Annotated in this window: 17 protein-coding genes; 8 read left to right on the forward strand and 9 right to left on the reverse strand. The window is 63.7% G+C overall.

The window, feature by feature from the left end; translation table 11 throughout:
• Positions 1 to 3 precede the first annotated feature (3 nt).
• From B0W80_RS05025 to B0W80_RS34390, 3 genes are read right to left on the reverse strand one after another with little or no spacing between them, the layout of a single operon-like run.
• Positions 4 to 924, reverse strand: a complete 921-nt coding sequence (locus B0W80_RS05025; RefSeq protein WP_076998005.1) for an NAD(P)-dependent oxidoreductase — start codon at positions 922 to 924, stop codon at positions 4 to 6.
• On the reverse strand, positions 921 to 1,412 hold the full coding sequence (locus B0W80_RS05030) for an HIT family protein (RefSeq protein ID WP_076998006.1): 492 nt from the start codon (positions 1,410 to 1,412) through the stop codon (positions 921 to 923). Before B0W80_RS05030 ends, B0W80_RS05025 begins: the two co-directional genes overlap by 4 nt.
• 8 nt (positions 1,413 to 1,420) lie before the next feature.
• On the reverse strand, positions 1,421 to 2,380 hold the full coding sequence (locus B0W80_RS34390; RefSeq protein WP_083745180.1) for a ThiF family adenylyltransferase: 960 nt from the start codon (positions 2,378 to 2,380) through the stop codon (positions 1,421 to 1,423).
• A 647-nt stretch (positions 2,381 to 3,027) separates the two neighbouring features.
• Between B0W80_RS34390 and B0W80_RS05040 the strand changes: the two genes are divergently transcribed.
• The 3 genes from B0W80_RS05040 to B0W80_RS05050 are packed head-to-tail and all read left to right on the forward strand — an operon-like array spanning position 3,028 to position 6,062.
• Positions 3,028 to 3,792, forward strand: a complete 765-nt coding sequence (locus B0W80_RS05040) for an SDR family oxidoreductase (protein WP_076998008.1) — start codon at positions 3,028 to 3,030, stop codon at positions 3,790 to 3,792.
• A 19-nt stretch (positions 3,793 to 3,811) separates the two neighbouring features.
• Positions 3,812 to 4,315, forward strand: coding sequence for a molybdopterin-dependent oxidoreductase (locus B0W80_RS34710; RefSeq protein WP_076998009.1), 504 nt, complete (start codon positions 3,812 to 3,814; stop codon positions 4,313 to 4,315).
• Entirely contained in the window at positions 4,305 to 6,062 is a 1,758-nt protein-coding gene (locus B0W80_RS05050) for a hybrid sensor histidine kinase/response regulator (RefSeq protein WP_179106834.1), read from the forward strand. The genes B0W80_RS34710 and B0W80_RS05050 overlap by 11 nt, the downstream gene beginning before the upstream one ends.
• On the opposite strand, the gene B0W80_RS05055 is transcribed toward B0W80_RS05050, so the two are convergent.
• Entirely contained in the window at positions 6,022 to 6,870 is an 849-nt protein-coding gene (locus tag B0W80_RS05055; protein WP_076998011.1) for a helix-turn-helix domain-containing protein, read from the reverse strand. The genes B0W80_RS05050 and B0W80_RS05055 overlap by 41 nt on opposite strands.
• A 180-nt stretch (positions 6,871 to 7,050) precedes the next feature.
• Here B0W80_RS05055 and B0W80_RS05060 point away from each other — a divergent pair, with 180 nt between their 5' ends.
• A complete protein-coding gene (locus tag B0W80_RS05060; protein WP_076998012.1) occupies positions 7,051 to 7,581 on the forward strand; it encodes a RadC family protein in 531 nt (176 codons plus the stop codon).
• Between the two features lie 27 nt (positions 7,582 to 7,608).
• On the opposite strand, the gene B0W80_RS05065 is transcribed toward B0W80_RS05060, so the two are convergent.
• Positions 7,609 to 8,745 carry a PilT/PilU family type 4a pilus ATPase gene (locus tag B0W80_RS05065; protein WP_076998013.1) on the reverse strand — a complete coding sequence of 379 codons (1,137 nt, stop codon included), beginning with the start codon at positions 8,743 to 8,745 and terminating at the stop codon, positions 7,609 to 7,611.
• 141 nt (positions 8,746 to 8,886) lie between these two features.
• On the reverse strand, positions 8,887 to 9,930 hold the full coding sequence (locus B0W80_RS05070) for a type IV pilus twitching motility protein PilT (protein ID WP_076998014.1): 1,044 nt from the start codon (positions 9,928 to 9,930) through the stop codon (positions 8,887 to 8,889).
• A 38-nt stretch (positions 9,931 to 9,968) separates the two neighbouring features.
• On the opposite strand from B0W80_RS05070, the gene B0W80_RS05075 reads away from it, so the two are divergent.
• The 3 genes from B0W80_RS05075 (at position 9,969) to B0W80_RS05085 (ending at position 12,862) form a co-directional block, all read left to right on the forward strand.
• On the forward strand, positions 9,969 to 10,655 hold the full coding sequence (locus tag B0W80_RS05075; RefSeq protein ID WP_076998015.1) for a YggS family pyridoxal phosphate-dependent enzyme: 687 nt from the start codon (positions 9,969 to 9,971) through the stop codon (positions 10,653 to 10,655).
• 138 nt (positions 10,656 to 10,793) lie between these two features.
• Complete coding sequence (locus B0W80_RS05080; protein WP_076998016.1) at positions 10,794 to 12,065, forward strand: Glu/Leu/Phe/Val dehydrogenase; 1,272 nt, start codon at positions 10,794 to 10,796, stop codon at positions 12,063 to 12,065.
• A gap of 125 nt (positions 12,066 to 12,190) precedes the next feature.
• Positions 12,191 to 12,862, forward strand: coding sequence for a DUF2242 domain-containing protein (locus B0W80_RS05085; protein WP_076998017.1), 672 nt, complete (start codon positions 12,191 to 12,193; stop codon positions 12,860 to 12,862).
• Between the two features lies 1 nt (position 12,863).
• Here B0W80_RS05085 and B0W80_RS05090 read toward each other — a convergent pair whose 3' ends face one another.
• Positions 12,864 to 13,091, reverse strand: coding sequence for a hypothetical protein (locus tag B0W80_RS05090; protein ID WP_076998018.1), 228 nt, complete (start codon positions 13,089 to 13,091; stop codon positions 12,864 to 12,866).
• Between the two features lie 189 nt (positions 13,092 to 13,280).
• On the opposite strand from B0W80_RS05090, the gene B0W80_RS05095 reads away from it, so the two are divergent.
• Positions 13,281 to 13,658: a VOC family protein gene (locus tag B0W80_RS05095; RefSeq protein WP_076998019.1), complete on the forward strand. Its 378-nt coding sequence runs from the start codon at positions 13,281 to 13,283 to the stop codon at positions 13,656 to 13,658.
• Between the two features lie 48 nt (positions 13,659 to 13,706).
• Here the strand turns inward: B0W80_RS05095 and rocF are convergent, their stop codons facing one another.
• On the reverse strand, positions 13,707 to 14,621 hold the full coding sequence (gene rocF, locus B0W80_RS05100; protein WP_076998020.1) for an arginase: 915 nt from the start codon (positions 14,619 to 14,621) through the stop codon (positions 13,707 to 13,709).
• Between the two features lie 132 nt (positions 14,622 to 14,753).
• Entirely contained in the window at positions 14,754 to 16,436 is a 1,683-nt protein-coding gene (locus B0W80_RS05105; protein ID WP_076998021.1) for a wax ester/triacylglycerol synthase family O-acyltransferase, read from the reverse strand.
• Positions 16,437 to 16,586: the final 150 nt, after the last annotated feature.

The raw sequence follows: 16,586 nt of genomic DNA on the forward strand, positions 1-16,586 counted from the left end.
GCGCTACTTCAGGCGGGTGACGAGGCTGGAGGTGTCCCAGCGCCGCCCGCCGGCCTGCTGCACGTCGGCATAGAACTGGTCGACCAGCGCGGTGACGGGCAGCCGCGCACCGTTGCGCTTGGCCTCGTCGAGCACCAAGCCCAGGTCTTTGCGCATCCAGTCCACCGCGAAGCCGAAGTCGAAGCGGCCTTCGATCATGGTCTTGCCGCGGTTGTCCATCTGCCAGCTCTGCGCGGCGCCCTTGCCGATCACGGCCAGCACCTCGTTCATGTCCAGCCCGGCGCGCTGGCCGAAGGCGATGGCTTCCGACAGGCCCTGCACCAGGCCCGCGATGGCAATCTGATTGACCATCTTCGCGAGCTGGCCCGCGCCGCTTTCGCCCAGCAGCGTGACGGCACGCGCGAAGGCAGCGGCCACCGGCTGCACGCGCGCGAACGCGGCCGCATCGCCGCCGCACATCACCGTGAGCACGCCGTTCTGCGCACCGGCCTGGCCGCCCGACACGGGCGCATCGATGAATTGCAGGCCGAGTTCGGCCGCGGCCTTCGACAACTCGCGCGCCACGTCGGCCGAGGCGGTGGTGTGGTCGACGAACACCGCGCCCTTCGGCATGCCGGCAAAGGCGCCGTCGGCGCCCAGCACCACGGAACGCAAGTCGTCGTCGTTGCCGACGCAACAGAACACGATGTCGGCATCGGCGGCCGCTTCGCGCGGCGTCGGCGCGTGGCGCAGTGCGCCTTTGGCTTGTGATGCGAATTCCTGATGCCACGCTGCCGACTTCGCGGGCGTGCGGTTGTAGACCGCAACGCTGTGGCCGGCCAAGGCAAGGTGCCCGGCCATGGGGAAGCCCATCACACCGAGGCCGAGGAAGGCGACACGCTGTGCGGGGATGGGCTCGTAGGTCTTGGGGGTGAGGCTGCTCATGGAGGGAGCTTATTCGGCTTTGTGGTCAGCGGTGGCTGGCCTTTCGCTTTGATGCGCCCAGCGAGCTTGGCCAAGTCGCCATCGTCCGCGCGCATGTGATCGTGGGAGGAAATGTAGCCCTCGTAATTCGAGAAGTATTTGTCTACGTTGGATTTGATGGGCCGCCACGGGCCCGTCGTTCCGTGCATGGGAAATAGCTTGACGTGCGCGTGATCGACGCCGAATCCTTCCATGATGCAACCTGTGCGCCCAACATCCTCGAATGCTTCGTCCAGTAGCCTCCCAACCTTCTTGGCCGCTACTGCCAGCCGCGCAAGGGAGTCGTCTTCGAGATCGAAGAGATAGCTTTGCTTGTGCTCCTTGGTGATCAAAACTGTAAAGCCAGCTGTGTTGGGGTGCCGGGAGAGAAATGCAAGGTGGTTCTCATCCTCCCAGATTCTGTGTGCAGGTGCTAACCCATGCACAATTTGGCAAAAAATGCATTTCATTTTGCGCCCTAATGTTCTGAGATGCGGTGTTCACTGAGTCGATCGCTTCTCCAAATCTTAGTAAGATCAATCACATTTAAGTCATGTTTTCGGCATAAGTAATGTATGCAGGCTGAGGACAGAGCGCCCGCTAGCTCCGTGTTGGTCGGGCCAAAGCTCGGACCGATGAAGTATGGATTTCGCAGCCATTGAACGGAATCAATGTTGGCAACTCCTTTCTCGTAGTTTTTTCGTACGAGATAGCCAGCGTAGCCTTGAAAATATCCGGCATAAGCGACAAAAACTTTGGATCGTTCAGAAATTTCCCTTCCTAGACCCAAAGGTTCGTCTGCCGTTACCACCAGCGCATCGTATGAGTCCGCGAGGGAAATTGCGTCCGCTGCTTGCATTTTCTTCGTTACAACATCAAGCTTGATGTGCGGATAGCGCTCCGCGAGTAGGTGGCTTAGGACGCTCACTTTTGTTTTTCCTACATCATCACGCGTCCAGAAAAACTGGCGATTCAAATTGCTAATTTCAATCGTATCGTCATCCGCCAATGTCATTGATTCGACGCCGGCACCGGCGAGGTTGAGTGCAGTCAGTGAGCCGATTCCTCCACACCCCACTACCAACACTTTAGATTTGCGAAGTGCATCGAAACGTGAGAGTAAATCTCGACAGTTGCTGGCCACCGTAGCAAGGTAGGAAAAAGTTCGACTGTACTGAGGCTCGGTTAATAAGCTTTGGCACCGTCGGATGTGAGTTTCGTCGCCAAACATGATGCTGTCGGACTCAATCAGAGCACTCCAAAAATCCGCCGCCGTCCGATTCTGTAGCTTGACGATTCCTTTTCTGCCGCTGATATGAATATGGTCCTTGTCAAATCCAATCAAGGTTGATGGGATCAATAATCCTACAGCTTTGCCTTGGGAATAAACAATGCCACCTTCGATGTTATGACTTTCGTCCATGAATTCCGAAATCACTAAATGCTCCTGAAAAGGGGGCTGACGCCCCCTTGAGTTAGTTGCAGCCTATCGACGCCAATACTTCTGGCGGCAATGCAGAGTAATAATCGCAGCGGGCATTCCAGGCGACGATTGTCTGATTTATGTTAGCTGCTGGATCGATGCTTCTCTCGTGTGCCACCAGTCTGTTTTCTTTTAGAGCATTTGATTTGACCAGCGCGGACGCTTGAGCGCTGGCTGCGACTGCCAACATTGCAGCAACCGTAAGCGTAGTACTTTTAATTGACATTCTTTTACTCCTTGATGCCATCTCGCCCGAGCCGACCCGTTCTGCCCGCGGTGATTTGGCGGGCGAAGTCTAAACCAAAAAATTTTCGAATTTCCACAAAAAATCCAGCGAACTGAGCAATCAAAAGAAGTAATTCAAAAAACTAAGAACAACTGCTTATGTTTGTTTAGTGTCAAGGTGATAGGTATTAATCCTTTTAGCGCTCTTGTACTTTCGTTTGCCGAGCGTCCTCACTGTTGGAAAACGGGTCTAGGGCTCGTGTTTGGCAGATCAACGCTTAGGCCGATCTTCGAAACTTGCTAAATGTCGCAAAACCGCCGCCGGGGCATCAGGTTTTCCTAGTATTCGCGTCGACTTAACTACCGGCCCGAATCACATGACATTTATCGACGAGAGCGCAGGATCACCCGGGAACTGCCCAGGCTGGGCGCTGGTAACGGGGGGCTCGGGCCGAGGCGGCGCGGCCATTGTCCGGGCGCTGCACGCGCGCGGCCTATCGGTGGTGATCCACCACACGCCTCTTTCGCTCGATAGGGCGAGTGCCTTGCAACGCGAACTCGAAGCCGTGCGCCCGGGCACCGTCGATCTCTGGTCGGCCGACTTCGCTGCAGGGGACTTTTCGATCCCGGCCTGGCTTGCATCGAAGGGGGTGACCGTCATGGTCTGCAACGCCTCTGCCTATAGGGGCAGCCGCGTGGGTGACATAGAGCGGGCGCAGATCGACATCGCAATTCATGTGGGTGCACACGCAGGTCTTCTCGACGCGCTGAGGCCTCGCCCTGGACAAAGCCCACCCCTCCAGTCGGTCGTTGCGATCACGGATATCGCTGTGGATCGTGCGCCGAGGGGGCACGTGTCGTACACGACAGCCAAGGGTGCATTGCAATCCATGATCCTGGCGTTGGCGAATGATTGGGCGCCTCACGTGCGCTTCAACGTCGTGCAGCCGGGCACATTGCCCTATCCCGAGGACTGGACTGACACCGCACGCGAAAACAAGATCAAAGAAACCATACCGCTAGGCCGCATCGGCACTTTTGAAGAACTCGCCGGTGCTGTCGCGTACTTGGCCATTGATGCCACTTACGTGACCGGCCAGGTGTTGGCTGTCGATGGCGGCCGTAGTCGCCAGCTCTATTAGCAGCAGGCTGAGGAGCCTTATGTTTCGCAGACGACAACTGCTGACGCTCGCGGCGCTTGGTACTGCCGCGCAATCCTGCCGTTCCAATGAAGATGGGCGCGCCCTTCTCGTGGTCCGCGGCAGCATCCGCAAGTTCACTGACTTGCAAGCCAGGGCATTTGAATTCACCGAAGAGGAGTACATGTCTCTGCCGCAGACATCGATCACGACTGCAACCCCTTGGACCCCGCGATCAAGATTCGATGGGCCTTTGCTATCCCAGGTGCTTGCGCATGTCGGTGCCAGCGGGTCGCGCGTGGATGTGGAGGCGCTCGATAGCTATCGGGCCAGCATTCCGATGTCGGACCTCAAGACCTTTCGCCCGATCTTGGCGCATAGCCGGAATGGCAATCGAATGACGGCGCGTGACCACGGGCCCCTGTTCGTGATGTATCCAAGGGATGAGTACCCCAAAACGCTCAGTACACCGTCTGCACAGGCGAAGTTCATCTGGCAAGTGCGGAGCATTTCAGTTGTCGGATAAAAGCATTGGGCAATCGCGCCCGAGCGGGCGCAGCGTCGTCATTGCCGCGCTGATGGTGATCGCCATATCGTTCGCCTTGATTGGCCTCTGGATATCGCGGCTTGACGAAGAGATTGCACGCAAAGCTGGCCCGAACGAGGGCTACTACTGGACCGTCGCGCAGTACGAACTAGCGTACTTGCGCTTGCGAGAAGCGCTCGAAGTCGTGGCACTCCATGGTGAGATGCGCGACGAAGAACTGTCCAAGCGGAGTGATGTCCTTATGTCCAAGGCCCTCATCCTGATTGGGGAATCGGAGCTTGCAACGCTCTTCGAAGGCATCGCCGGGTTTGCGGACGGGAGAAGGGCCATTGACTCATTTCATCGTCGAGTGGACCCAGCTCTTGATGCGCCGAGCTTCATGCGTATCCATGCGTCGGAATTGGTGCAGGAGTTCGCAAGTATCGAGAACACGATCTTGACGCTGGCCAATGCGGTCAGACAAGAGGAAATGATCGCTCGAGACATTGCAGTGGAAAGCCTCCTGACCCGCCGCCGCCTGCTCTGGATTGCAGTCTGGTTTGGCTTCGGCTTGATGCTGCTGTGGGTGCTGAGCGTCAGCGTGTCGTGGTCACGCTATCGGCGCGAAGCCGCAGAGCGCGAGCGTGCCCTCGAATCCGAGCGCCAGGCGGTTCGCGCCAAGACACGATTCCTCGGCATGGTGAGCCACGAGCTGAGGTCGCCGTTGCAAAGCATCATCGCCGCGGTCGATGTTCTCGAGCGACGGCGCGCTTTGCCCGAACAGGCCGAGGTCACGCGCCGCATTCGACGGGCGGCCGATGAGTTGGCCGTGCAGCTGGGCGATCTTCTTACTTTGGCGCGCGGGCAAACGGGCCGCATCCAGCTGCGGCCAGAAGTCTTCGAGGCGGTGGAATTGGTGCGCGAAGCGACGGAAAACGCGGCGGCCGCCGCCGAAGCCAAGGGCTTGCACTTGAGGCTGGACATTCCATCGGACCCGGTCTTCGTCGTGGCCGATGGCGCCAGGGTCAGCCAACTGCTCGACAACCTCGCCGGCAACGCTGTCAGGCACACGAAGCGCGGCGGCGTGACCATTACGCTGCAGCCCTTCGACGCACGCGCCGCCATGCTGAACCTTCGCATCGAGGACACCGGGCCCGGGCTTCCCGGCGCCGCTGCGGCGACATTGAAGCATGGCATCGACCCCTTGCTTTACACACCGGGGAAGGGCCGCGGCATCGGGCTGGCCGTGGTGCGTGCGCTGCTGCTGCAACTGGGCGGCTCCGTGGAGGTCGCCGCCATCCAGGGCAGCGGCACCACGATCGATCTCGCCATTCCTGCCGTCGCGGCAGAAGATCGCGCGCCCTCTGCAGTCAGCGGCAATGGACGCGTGCTCTGTGTCAGCGATCGCCGCGCGGTGCTCGAACAGGTCGCACGCGTGTGTAGGCAGCTGGGCTTGGTCTGCGACGAGGCGGGAGATGCCGCGGTCGCGTCGAACCGGCTCGCAGCGCATGCCTACGCGGCGGTGCTGGTCGATATGGACACGCCGTCCATGAGCGGTGTCGAGCTGGCCGCGCAGCTCAGGGCCTCCGCACTGAACGGGGGTACCCGATTGCTGGCCTTGACGTCGAGCCGCCGACCGAACGAAGCCTCCAGTGCCTTCGATGCTCTGCTGAAAATACCGATTCGCCGCGAGTCGCTCGTAGCGTTCATGGCGTCGCGAACGAGGCAGCCAGCGCCGCCGAGATGATGGACAGCCGCGCCGGCTTTTCGAAGAACTTGAAGCGGTACTTGGCCATGGCGCTTGCGATGTCGGACTCATCAGCGACGCCGGTTTCCACTTCGCCCGTCAACACGACGATGGGGCAATGCGCATCGCGCGACCGGATCGATCCGATCAGGTCGCGCACCGTGTCGTTGACGCCGTTGCTTTCGATGATCCAGTCGAGCACGTAGGCGTCGAACGGGCGTTCGCCCGATGCCGCAGCGAGGGCGGCCAAGTCGGTGAACAGCGTGGGTTCGTACCCGGCGGACCCGAGGTAGCCGGCAATCGTTTGGGCGGTGTCGATGTGGTCGTCGAGGATCGCGATACGCCGGCTTGCTGCGGATGAGGGCTCCACCACCAGGCGGACGACCTCATACGCCTGCGTGGCCAGGTTGTGTTCGGCAGGGCTCACTTGCCAGCTCGAATCGACCAGTGCGGCGACGAGTGCGCCCGGGCGCGGCTTGTGCACGGCGGGACCGCGCGCGAAGCGGCACGCAAAGGCGATGGCGCCGACCTTGAGCGTGGCGCTCAGCATCTCGTCCGACTGCCCGAGCGAGACCATGCTGGCGAGCGATTCGCCGTAGTGCTCGGCCAGCGTGCGCAATTCTTCGAGTGTCCACGTGGCGTCGGTCGTGAGGCGACGGTGTCCTTGTGAATAGGAGAGCTTGAGGACGTCCGTCACGACGGCGGCGTGCTTGCGCTTCGGCACGCCGTGATGGTCGAGGAGCGCCCTGACGCATCGGGCAGCAAGGGTTTCAGTCCCCGGATCGGCCTTGGGGTTTGGATCAGACATGGCGGATTTTGCGATGAAGGCTGCAGGTGCTGCGATGTATCTGCGCTTTCATTCGAAATTTATCGCGTAGGATGCGTGAATTCGCATAATTTGCGACCAAAGCTATCGCAAGCTGGGACGGTTCAACGCGAACCGTTGCGGGCTGCTGGAAGGTCGCTTGCTTGTAGCAGGAGAGGTGAAATGACGCGACAGAACGAACGACAGAATGAGCAGTCAGCGGCGGGTTTCGATGCTCCATTGCTGATTTGCGATGACCATGGCAACTACCGGCGCGCCACGGCCGATCAGATCCTCGAAGCGGCGCGCCATGCGATCGAGCACAAGACCCAGCGCGGTGCGTCATTCGAATCGCCGCAAGCAGTCAAGGAGTACTTGCTGACCAAGCTCGCGGGCCTCGAGTGCGAGGTCTTTGCCGCGCTGTTCCTCGACGGTGAGGGCCGGCTGATCGACTACGTTGAGTTGTCGCGCGGCACGCTCAATTCGGCAGCCGTCTATCCGCGCGAGGTCGTCAAGGAAGCGCTGCGGCGCAATGCGTCGGCCGTGATCCTGTCGCACAACCATCCGAGCGGGCTGCCGGACCCGAGTCAGCAGGACTTGGCCGTGACAGCCATGCTGAAGATGGCGTTGGCGACGGTCGACGTGATGGTGGTCGATCACGTCATCGTGGGCGGCGCGCACACGTACTCGTTCGTCGAACACAGGCTGCTGTGATGCGCAGCCGAGGGCGTGAGCCAATGGCTAAACGATCGCGAAATGCTCCGTGCCCGCCGCCAGGTCCGTGGTGCGCGCGCGCTGGCTGTTGAGCTTGATCTGCAGCCGCAGGTCGTTGGCCGAGTCGGCGTTGCGCAGCGCGTCTTCGAAAGAAATCATGTGCGTCTCGAACAGGTCGAACAGCGCCTGGTCGAAGGTCTGCATGCCGAGGTTGCGGCTCTTCTTCATGATCTCCTTGATCTCGCCCACCTCGCCCTTGAAGATCAGGTCGCTGATCAGCGGGGTGTTGAGCAGGATCTCGACCGCGGCCACGCGGCCATGGCCGTCTTCGGTGGGGATGAGGCGCTGCGAGACCAGCGAACGCAGGTTGAGCGACAGGTCCATCAGCAATTGGGCGCGGCGCTCTTCGGGGAAGAAGTTGATGATGCGGTCCAGCGCCTGGTTGGCGCTGTTGGCATGCAGCGTGGCCATGCACAGGTGGCCGGTTTCGGCGAAGGCCACCGCGTGTTCCATGGTCTCGCGGTCGCGGATTTCGCCCATGAGGATGACGTCGGGTGCCTGGCGCAGCGTGTTCTTGAGCGCGGCTTCCCAGCTATCGGTGTCGATGCCGACTTCGCGCTGCGTCACCACGCAGTTCTTGTGCGGGTGGATGAATTCCACCGGGTCTTCGACGGTGACGATGTGGCCGTAGGAGTTTTCGTTGCGCCAGTCGATCATCGCGGCCAGCGTGGTCGACTTGCCCGAGCCGGTGGCACCCACCAGGATGCACAGGCCGCGCTTGGTCATCGTCACGTCCTTGAGGATCTGCGGCATGTTCAGGCCGTCGATGGTGGGCAGCGTGGCCGGGATGGTCCGCAGCACCATGCCCACCTTGCCCTGCTGCACGAAGGCGTTGACGCGGAAGCGGCCGACGCCGGTCGGCGAGATCGCGAAGTTGCACTCCTTGGTGCGTTCGAACTCGGCCGTCTGACGGTCGTTCATGATCGAGCGCGTCAGCGCCAGCGTGTGCTGCGCGCCAAGGGCCTGCTGCGACACCTTGGTGACCTTGCCGTCGACCTTGATCGCCGGCGGAAACTCGGCGGTGATGAACAGGTCGCTGCCGTTGCGGCTGACCATCAGCTTGAGCAGTTCGTTGATGAACTGGCTGGCTTGATCGCGTTCCATGAGGATGCAGCTCCTGATTCGAGATGAGTGGGTTATCGAGCGGTGCGGCCGAGCGGCGGGACGCTCCAAGGCGACCGCGCCTCCCCCGCGGGGGGTGGCGTGACACGCGCATCGCGCGTGAAAAGTCGGGGGGCCATGAGGCTAGCCGGGAAAGTTTTCGGGAATCTTCGCTTTGCTTCGTGCCTCGGCCGCCGAGATGACGTTGCGCCGCACGAGGTCCGTCAGGCATTGGTCGAGCGTCTGCATGCCTGCGTTGACGCCGGTCTGGATCGACGAGTACATCTGCGCGACCTTGTTCTCGCGGATCAGGTTGCGGATGGCGGGGGTGCCCAGCATGATCTCGTGCGCCGCGACGCGCCCGTCGCCGCCCTTGGTCTTGCACAGCGTCTGCGAGATGACGGCTTGCAGCGACTCGGACAGCATGGCGCGGATCATTTCTTTTTCTTCGCCGGGGAAGACGTCGATGATCCGGTCGATGGTTTTGGCCGCGGAAGACGTGTGCAGGGTGCCGAACACGAGGTGGCCGGTTTCGGCCGCGGTCATGGCCAGGCGGATGGTTTCGAGGTCGCGCATTTCGCCGACCAGGATGGCGTCGGGATCTTCACGCAGCGCGGAGCGCAGCGCGTTGGCGAAGGACAGCGTCATCGGCCCGACTTCGCGCTGGTTGATCAGGCACTTCTTGGAGTCGTGCACGAACTCGATCGGGTCTTCCACCGTGAGGATGTGGCCGTATTCGGTTTCGTTGAGGAAGTTGATCATCGCGGCCAGCGTGGTCGACTTGCCGGAGCCGGTGGGCCCGGTAACCAGCACCAGCCCGCGCGGCTTGAGTGCGAGTTCGCCGAAAATCTTGGGCGCGTTGAGCTGCTCGAGGGTGAGGATCTTCGACGGGATGGTCCGGAACACGGCTGCCGCGCCCCGGGCCTGGTTGAAGGCATTCACGCGGAAGCGCGCGAGGCCGTCGATTTCGAAAGAGAAATCGACCTCCAGGAACTCTTCGTAATGCTTGCGGTGCGTGTCGCTCATGATGTCGTACACCATGGCGTGCACCGCCTTGTGGTCGAGCGCGTCGACGTTGATGCGCCGCACGTCGCCGTGAACCCGGATCATCGGGGGCAGCCCTGACGACAGGTGCAAGTCCGACGCCTTGTTCTTGACGCTGAAAGCCAGCAGTTGGGTGATGTCCACGAAGTTCCTCGGTGACGTTTTGATACGTTTGGACGATTATGACGATGATTGGTGACAAGCTCCAGCAGGTTCATGCCCGTATCGTGAAGGCATGCACGGCAGCCGGCCGCGATCCGGCGAGCGTGCGCTTGCTTGCCGTGTCGAAGACATTCCCCGCCGAAGCCGTCCGCGAAGCCAGTCTCGCCGGCCAGATTGCCTTTGGCGAGAACTATGTGCAAGAGGGGGTGGGAAAGATCGAGGCCCTGTCCGACGAAAGGGGCCGGCTCGAATGGCACTGCATCGGCCCTCTGCAGAGCAACAAGACGCGGCCGGTGGCCGAGCATTTCGACTGGGTGCACAGCATCGACCGGCTCAAGATCGCCCAGCGTCTGGCCGAGCAGCGACCGTCCGAGTTGCCGCCGCTGCAGGTCTGCCTTCAGGTCAATGTGGACGGCGGCGCCAACAAGTCCGGCGTGACGCCAGAGGAAACCCTGACACTGGCCCGTGCTGTGGCGGCATTGCCACGCCTGCGGCTGCGCGGGCTGATGGCGATTCCGGAACCAGCGCCGGATTTCGAGGCGCAAAGGCAGTTGTTCCTGCGCGCGGCGGCCGTGTTCGACCAGCTTCGCAGTGCGGGCCTGGAAGTCGACACCTTGTCGCTGGGCATGTCGGCCGACCTGGAGGCCGCGATCGCTGCGGGCAGCACGATGGTGCGGGTCGGCACGGCCATGTTCGGGGCGCGCTAAAGGGCCGGGCCAAGGGGGCACCCGGTTCGCGGCACCGGCTTGCCGCAAGTGCATAAGGCCCAACGCATCGCGCATAGGTCATGGCGCTGAGCGATGGCCGCGACTATCGTCCGCGGCTTGTTCACAACGCGAAGTGCCATGAGCGACGACCTGAGCTACGTTCAACCGACCATCAACAGCCCCTGGGGCACCTACCTGTCGCAGGTCGACCGCGTGGTGCCCTACCTGGGCAACCTGGCCCGCTGGGTCGAAACGCTGAAGCGGCCGAAGCGCGCGCTGATCGTCGACGTGCCGATCGAGATGGACGACGGCACCATCGCCCACTTCGAGGGCTATCGCGTGCAGCACAACATGTCGCGCGGCCCCGGCAAGGGCGGCGTGCGCTTCCACCCCGACGTCACGCTCGAAGAAGTGATGGCCCTGTCGGCCTGGATGACCGTGAAGACCGCGGCCGTGAACCTGCCTTACGGCGGCGCCAAGGGCGGCATCCGCGTCGACCCGAAGAAGCTGTCGCAGCAAGAGCTCGAGAAGGTGACCCGCCGCTACACGAGCGAGATCGGCATCATCATCGGCCCGCAGCAAGACATCCCCGCGCCTGACGTCAACACCAACGCCCAGATCATGGCGTGGATGATGGACACCTATTCGATGAACGTCGGCGGCACCGCCACCGGCGTGGTCACGGGCAAGCCGCTGCACCTGGGCGGCTCGCTGGGCCGGGTCAAGGCCACCGGCCGCGGCGTGTTCGTCACCGGCCGCGAGGCGGCGCGGCGCTTGAAGATGGACCTGCGCGGCGCGCGCGTCGCGGTGCAGGGCTTCGGCAACGTGGGCTCGGTGGCAGCGGAGCTGTTCGCCGAGGCCGGCGCGAAGATCGTGGCGGTGCAGGACCACACCGGCACCATCGTCAATGCCAACGGCCTCGACCTCAAGACGCTGCTGCCGCTGGCGCGCGCGGAGGGCGTCGTGGGCTTCAAGGGCGGTGACGTGGTGGCGAACGACTCTTTCTGGGACGTGGCCTGCGACATCCTGATCCCGGCGGCCCTCGAAGGCCAACTGACCGCCGAGCGTGCACGGAAGACGCAGGCCAAGCTGGTGCTCGAAGGCGCCAACGGCCCGACGGTGCCGGCGGCCGACGACATCCTGGCCGAGCGCGGCGTCCTGGTGGTGCCCGACGTGATCTGCAACGCCGGCGGCGTGACGGTCAGCTACTTCGAGTGGGTGCAGGACTTCTCGTCCTTCTTCTGGGACGAGGACGAGATCAACCAGCGGCTCGACCGCATCATGATGAATGCGCTCAACCAGATCTGGGACACGGCCGACCGCCACCGCATCACGCTGCGCACCGCCACTTTCGCGGTGGCCTGCGAGCGCATCCTGATGGCGCGGCAGGAGCGCGGCCTCTACCCCTGACGCGAATCGAGCGCCGAATCGGCCAGGAGCAGGGAACGCGAAGGCGGGCACGGCGTCCAATCGGCTCCGTGCGACACGGCAGCGTGCCGCTAGCATTCCGCATTCCCTGATCTTTCCTGGCCTCCATGCGCTTCAACTTCCCGCACGCAGTCCCGGCGCTGCTGTTCACGCTCGTGCTCGCGGGCTGCGGCAGCACGCCGTCGCAGCGCCTTTCCTACGACCCCGAGGAATTCGATTCGACCACCACGCACACGCGCACTTTCGGCGCGAGCCAGGCCCAGACCTGCGAGGCGGCACGTCGCGCGCTGCTGAGCCAGGGCTACCTGGTGACCGCAGCCAACGCCGACCTGGTGGCGGGCCGCAAAAGCTTCCAGCCGGCGCGTGAGGTGCACGTGGAGATGGAGTTGCGCGTGGTCTGCGCGCGCGATGGGCGGGCCGGCGGCGGCAATGCTGCGGTTGCCGCCGGAGGCGGAAGCACCATCGCCTTCGCAAGCGCGCTGCAGGACCGCTACAGCCTGAAGAAGGTCAACAATTCGGCCAGCGTGGGCGTGGGTGCCATCGGCTCGGTGTCGCTGCCCTTCTCGTCCAGCGACGATGCGCTGGTCAAGGTCGCGAGCGAAACGCTGACCGATGAACGCTTCTACGACCGGCTGTTCGCTCTGGTCGAACGCTTTCTGGTGGTGCCCGAGGCGGCCCAGACTGAACCCGTGCCGACGCCCGTACCGCCGCCGTCGTTGCCGCCACCGAGTACCGAGGCGCCGCTGCGCCCGGTGCCCTTGTCGCCGAGCCGGGGCTGAATCAGACCGAGACGGTGCGCGACTGAGAGGCCGGCAGGCCGGTCAAGCCGCACAGGCGTTGCATGACGCCATAGCCCTGGGCCAGCGCGGCCGCGTAGGTGGCGAAGGGGCGCTCTGCGCGGTGCAGGGCCTCGAAGCGGCCGTCGTGGCGCGCGTCTTCCTGGATCACCCAGTAATAGGAACCGTCGAAGGGTTGTTCCACCAGCAGACCGATTTTCCTCACGTCCATGTTCTTAGCTCCGTAGTCGTTGAGTCGTCAAAATGAGTACTTAAGAATGTAAGACTATGTGTCTATTGGACGGGAGGGGAAATTTCACGCTTCACCGCCTTTTGCGCCGGTCACGTCGTCGCTGCCGGCTGATTGACTTCGGTGAGCCACCGTGCGACGGTGCTCCGACGAGTCGACAAGGAGCACGCCATGCTGGGCAACAAGGAAGCCGTCGCCAACCTCGCGGTCAAGGATCTGGACCGTGCACGCCAGTTCTACGAAGACGTCCTGGGTTTGGCCGTGGTCGAGGAAAACGGCGAGGAGATGGTCATTTTCCAGAGCGGTGTCTCGACGCTCAACGTCTACCGCTCGCAGTACGCGGGCACCAACCAGGCGACGGCCGTGACCTGGGCGGTCGGCGACGAGATCGAGGCCGTGGTGAAGGCGCTGCAAGCCAAGGGCGTGCGCTTCGAGCACTACGACATGCCCGACACCCGGCTCGACGGCGACATCCATGTGATGGGCGACATGAAGGTCGCGTGGTTCAAGGACCCGGACGGGAACATCCTGAACCTGATCAACGCCTGAAGGCGCTGCGCAGGTCGCGCCTCAGCGCAATCGGCGCAATCAGCGCAATCAGCGCACCAGTGTCGACTTGCCGAACAAGCTTTCGATCAACTCCACCGCCACTTCGGCCGTGCGGTTGCGCACGTCGAGCGCCGGGTTGAGTTCGACCACGTCGAGCGAGCCGAGCCGGCCGGTGTCGGCGATCATTTCCATGCACAGCTGCATCTCGCGCCAGGTCGGCCCGCCGCGCACGCCGGTGCCCACGCCGGGCGCGTAGTCGGGGTCGAGGCAGTCGAGGTCGAAGCTCACGTGCAGGTGCGTGTCTTCGTCGATGTCCTGCAGCGCCTCGGTCATGGTGGTGCGCATGCCGTGCTCGTCGATGTGGCGCATGTCGAAAACGTTCAGGCCCAGGGCGCGAATCGCGGCTTTTTCTTCGGCATCCACGCTGCGGATGCCCAGGAAGCGGATCGCCTCATGGTCGAGCGCCGCGGGCTCGCCGCTCCAGCCGGTCAGCGCCTGTGGACCCTGGCCCAGCAGGCAGGCCACCGGCATGCCGTGGATGTTGCCGCTGGGGCTGGTGCGTTCGGTGTTGACGTCCGAATGCGCATCGAGCCAGAGCACGCGCAGCTTCCGTCCGCCCTGGCGCGCATGCCGCGCGATGGCGCTGATGGAGCCGATCGCCAGGCAGTGGTCGCCTCCCATGAGCACCGGCAGATGCCCGGCGCCCAGCGCGTGGTCGACGGCCTCGTACACCGCGCGGTTCCATTCGACCACTTCGTCGAGGTGACGCAGCCCGTTGGACGGCGCGGCCCACGGCGTGGCCGGGCCGGCCAGGTTGCCCCGGTCGACGATGCCGAAACCCAGGCGGGCCAGGGTGCCACCGATGTCGGCCACGCGCAGGGCGTCGGGGCCCATGCCGGCGCCGCGCACGCTGGCGCCGATGTCGGTCGGTGCGCCAATCAGCTCGACGGTGATGGTGTTCATGGGCGGCCTGCCTTGGCAAAGGTGCGGATGTTCATGTGCCGACGGTACAACGCACGGGCCATGCCGGGGTCGCGACCACGGGCTGCATGCCGTAGGAAAACACCGCGACCGGGCGCTCGCCGGGCGTGCGCGTCAGCGCGTGGGTGCGGCCGCCGCAGTGTCGGCCCGGGCCGGCGTCTTGCGCGAGGCGGGTCGCTTGGCCGATTTGGCCGGCGCGGCCTTCGATGTATCAGCCTTAGGCGCCGCGGTCTTCGGCGCCACAGTTTTCGGCGTTGCAGTCTTCAGCGCCGCAGCCTTCGGTGTTGCGGCTTTCCGCGGCGTGGCCTTGGCGGCCGCAGGCGGCGCTTCGGCTTGGGCGGCCGGTTGCTTCGCCTCCTTCGCCGCGGCTGGCGCATCCAGTGCCTCGACGCGCGCCTGGATCGACTGGAACTCGGCCAGCAGGTAGTCCGCGATCACGTCCACGTCGGGCACGGCGCGCCGGCAGGCGATCAGGCCGAAGTCCAGGCTGCCGTTGTAGCTCTGCACCGTCATGTTGAGCGCCATGCCGTGGCTCGGGATCGACACCGGGTAATAGGTCAGCAGCTTCGCGCCGGCGAAGTAGAGCGCGACCTGGGCGCCCGGCACATTCGAGATCACCACGTTTGCCACCGGCGGCAGCCGGTCCGCCAGCCGCGAGCGGCCGTACATCGAGGCCAGGCCCGACATCAGCCACGGTGCGCCGAAGGAAGGGAAGTCGGTCGGTATCGCGGCCTTGATGTTGCCGATGAGGTTCTTCGCCGCGGCCGACGACTCGCGGATGCGCTCGATGCGTTCGATCGGGTCGGCCACGTCGGTGGCCAGGGTCATCACCGTCATCGACACCTGGTTGTTCGACGAGGTGTCGCCCGGCGCCCGCAGCGTGACGGGGATGGCCGCGCTCATCGGCTTCTTCGGCAACTTGCCGTGGTCCGCCAGATAGCGGCGCAGCGCACCGGCGCAGATCCCCATCACCACGTCGTTGAGGCTTGCGCCCAGCTTCTTGCCGGCCTGCTTGACCTCGGCCAGCGGGATCGAGCGAACCGCATAGGCGCGCTGGTTGGTGATGGCCACGTTCAGCAGCGTGCGCGGGCCCAGCATGTTGAGGTTCTTCGGGCTTTGCCATGGGCCTGCGCCTTCACTGCGCGGTTGCGGCACGACCAGGCTCTGCACCGCGCGCGCCATGTCGGGAAAGGTCTTCACGAGCTTCACGTACTGCTGCAGCGTATTGCTGATCGCGGCCCCGGCCAGCTCGGCCACGCCCAGCTGGTAGCGGTTGGTGCGTCGGGCCCGCTGGCGCGGCGGCTTGATCGGCTCGGGGTGCGCCTCCAGCGTCATGATGGCCTGTGCGAAGGCGGCGCCGGCCTGGCCGTCGATGCCCGCGTGATGCACCTTCGTGTACATCGCGTAGCGTCCGCCCTGCAGGCCGTCGATGACGTAGAACTCCCACAGCGGGCGGCTGCGGTCCATCAGCGTCGAATGCAGGCGGCCCACGTACTGCTCCAGTTGGCGCAGCGTGCCGGGGCGCGGCAGGGTGACGCGGCGCACGTGGTAGTCGAGGTCGACGTCTTCGTCCTCCACCCACACCGGGTTCGACAGCTCGAAGGGCATCAGCGCCAGCTTGCGCGTGAAGATCTCAGACAGGTGCAGGCGGCTCGCCACGTGGGCCTTCACGTCTTCGTAGAAGTCGCCGTCGTAGCCCGCGGGCAGCTCCAGCAGGTGCATGCCGCCGACATGCATCGGCGTTTCGGGCGTCTCGGTGTGCAGGAAGGTCGCGTCCAGGCCGCTCAGGTGTTGCATTCGGGTGTCTTTCCGTTATTGATGGATGCGGGCGCGCGGCGCGAAGCAAAAATTTTTCCGCAATGCGCCCTGGCGCGGCTAGCGGGTAAGCCCGAGGGGCTGTCCGGCGCGGGACTCGGCCGGGGCGTCGTAGCATCGCGGGGCCCGGCG

The organism is Variovorax sp. KK3 (assembly GCF_001984055.1).
Lineage (GTDB): Bacteria > Pseudomonadota > Gammaproteobacteria > Burkholderiales > Burkholderiaceae_C > Variovorax.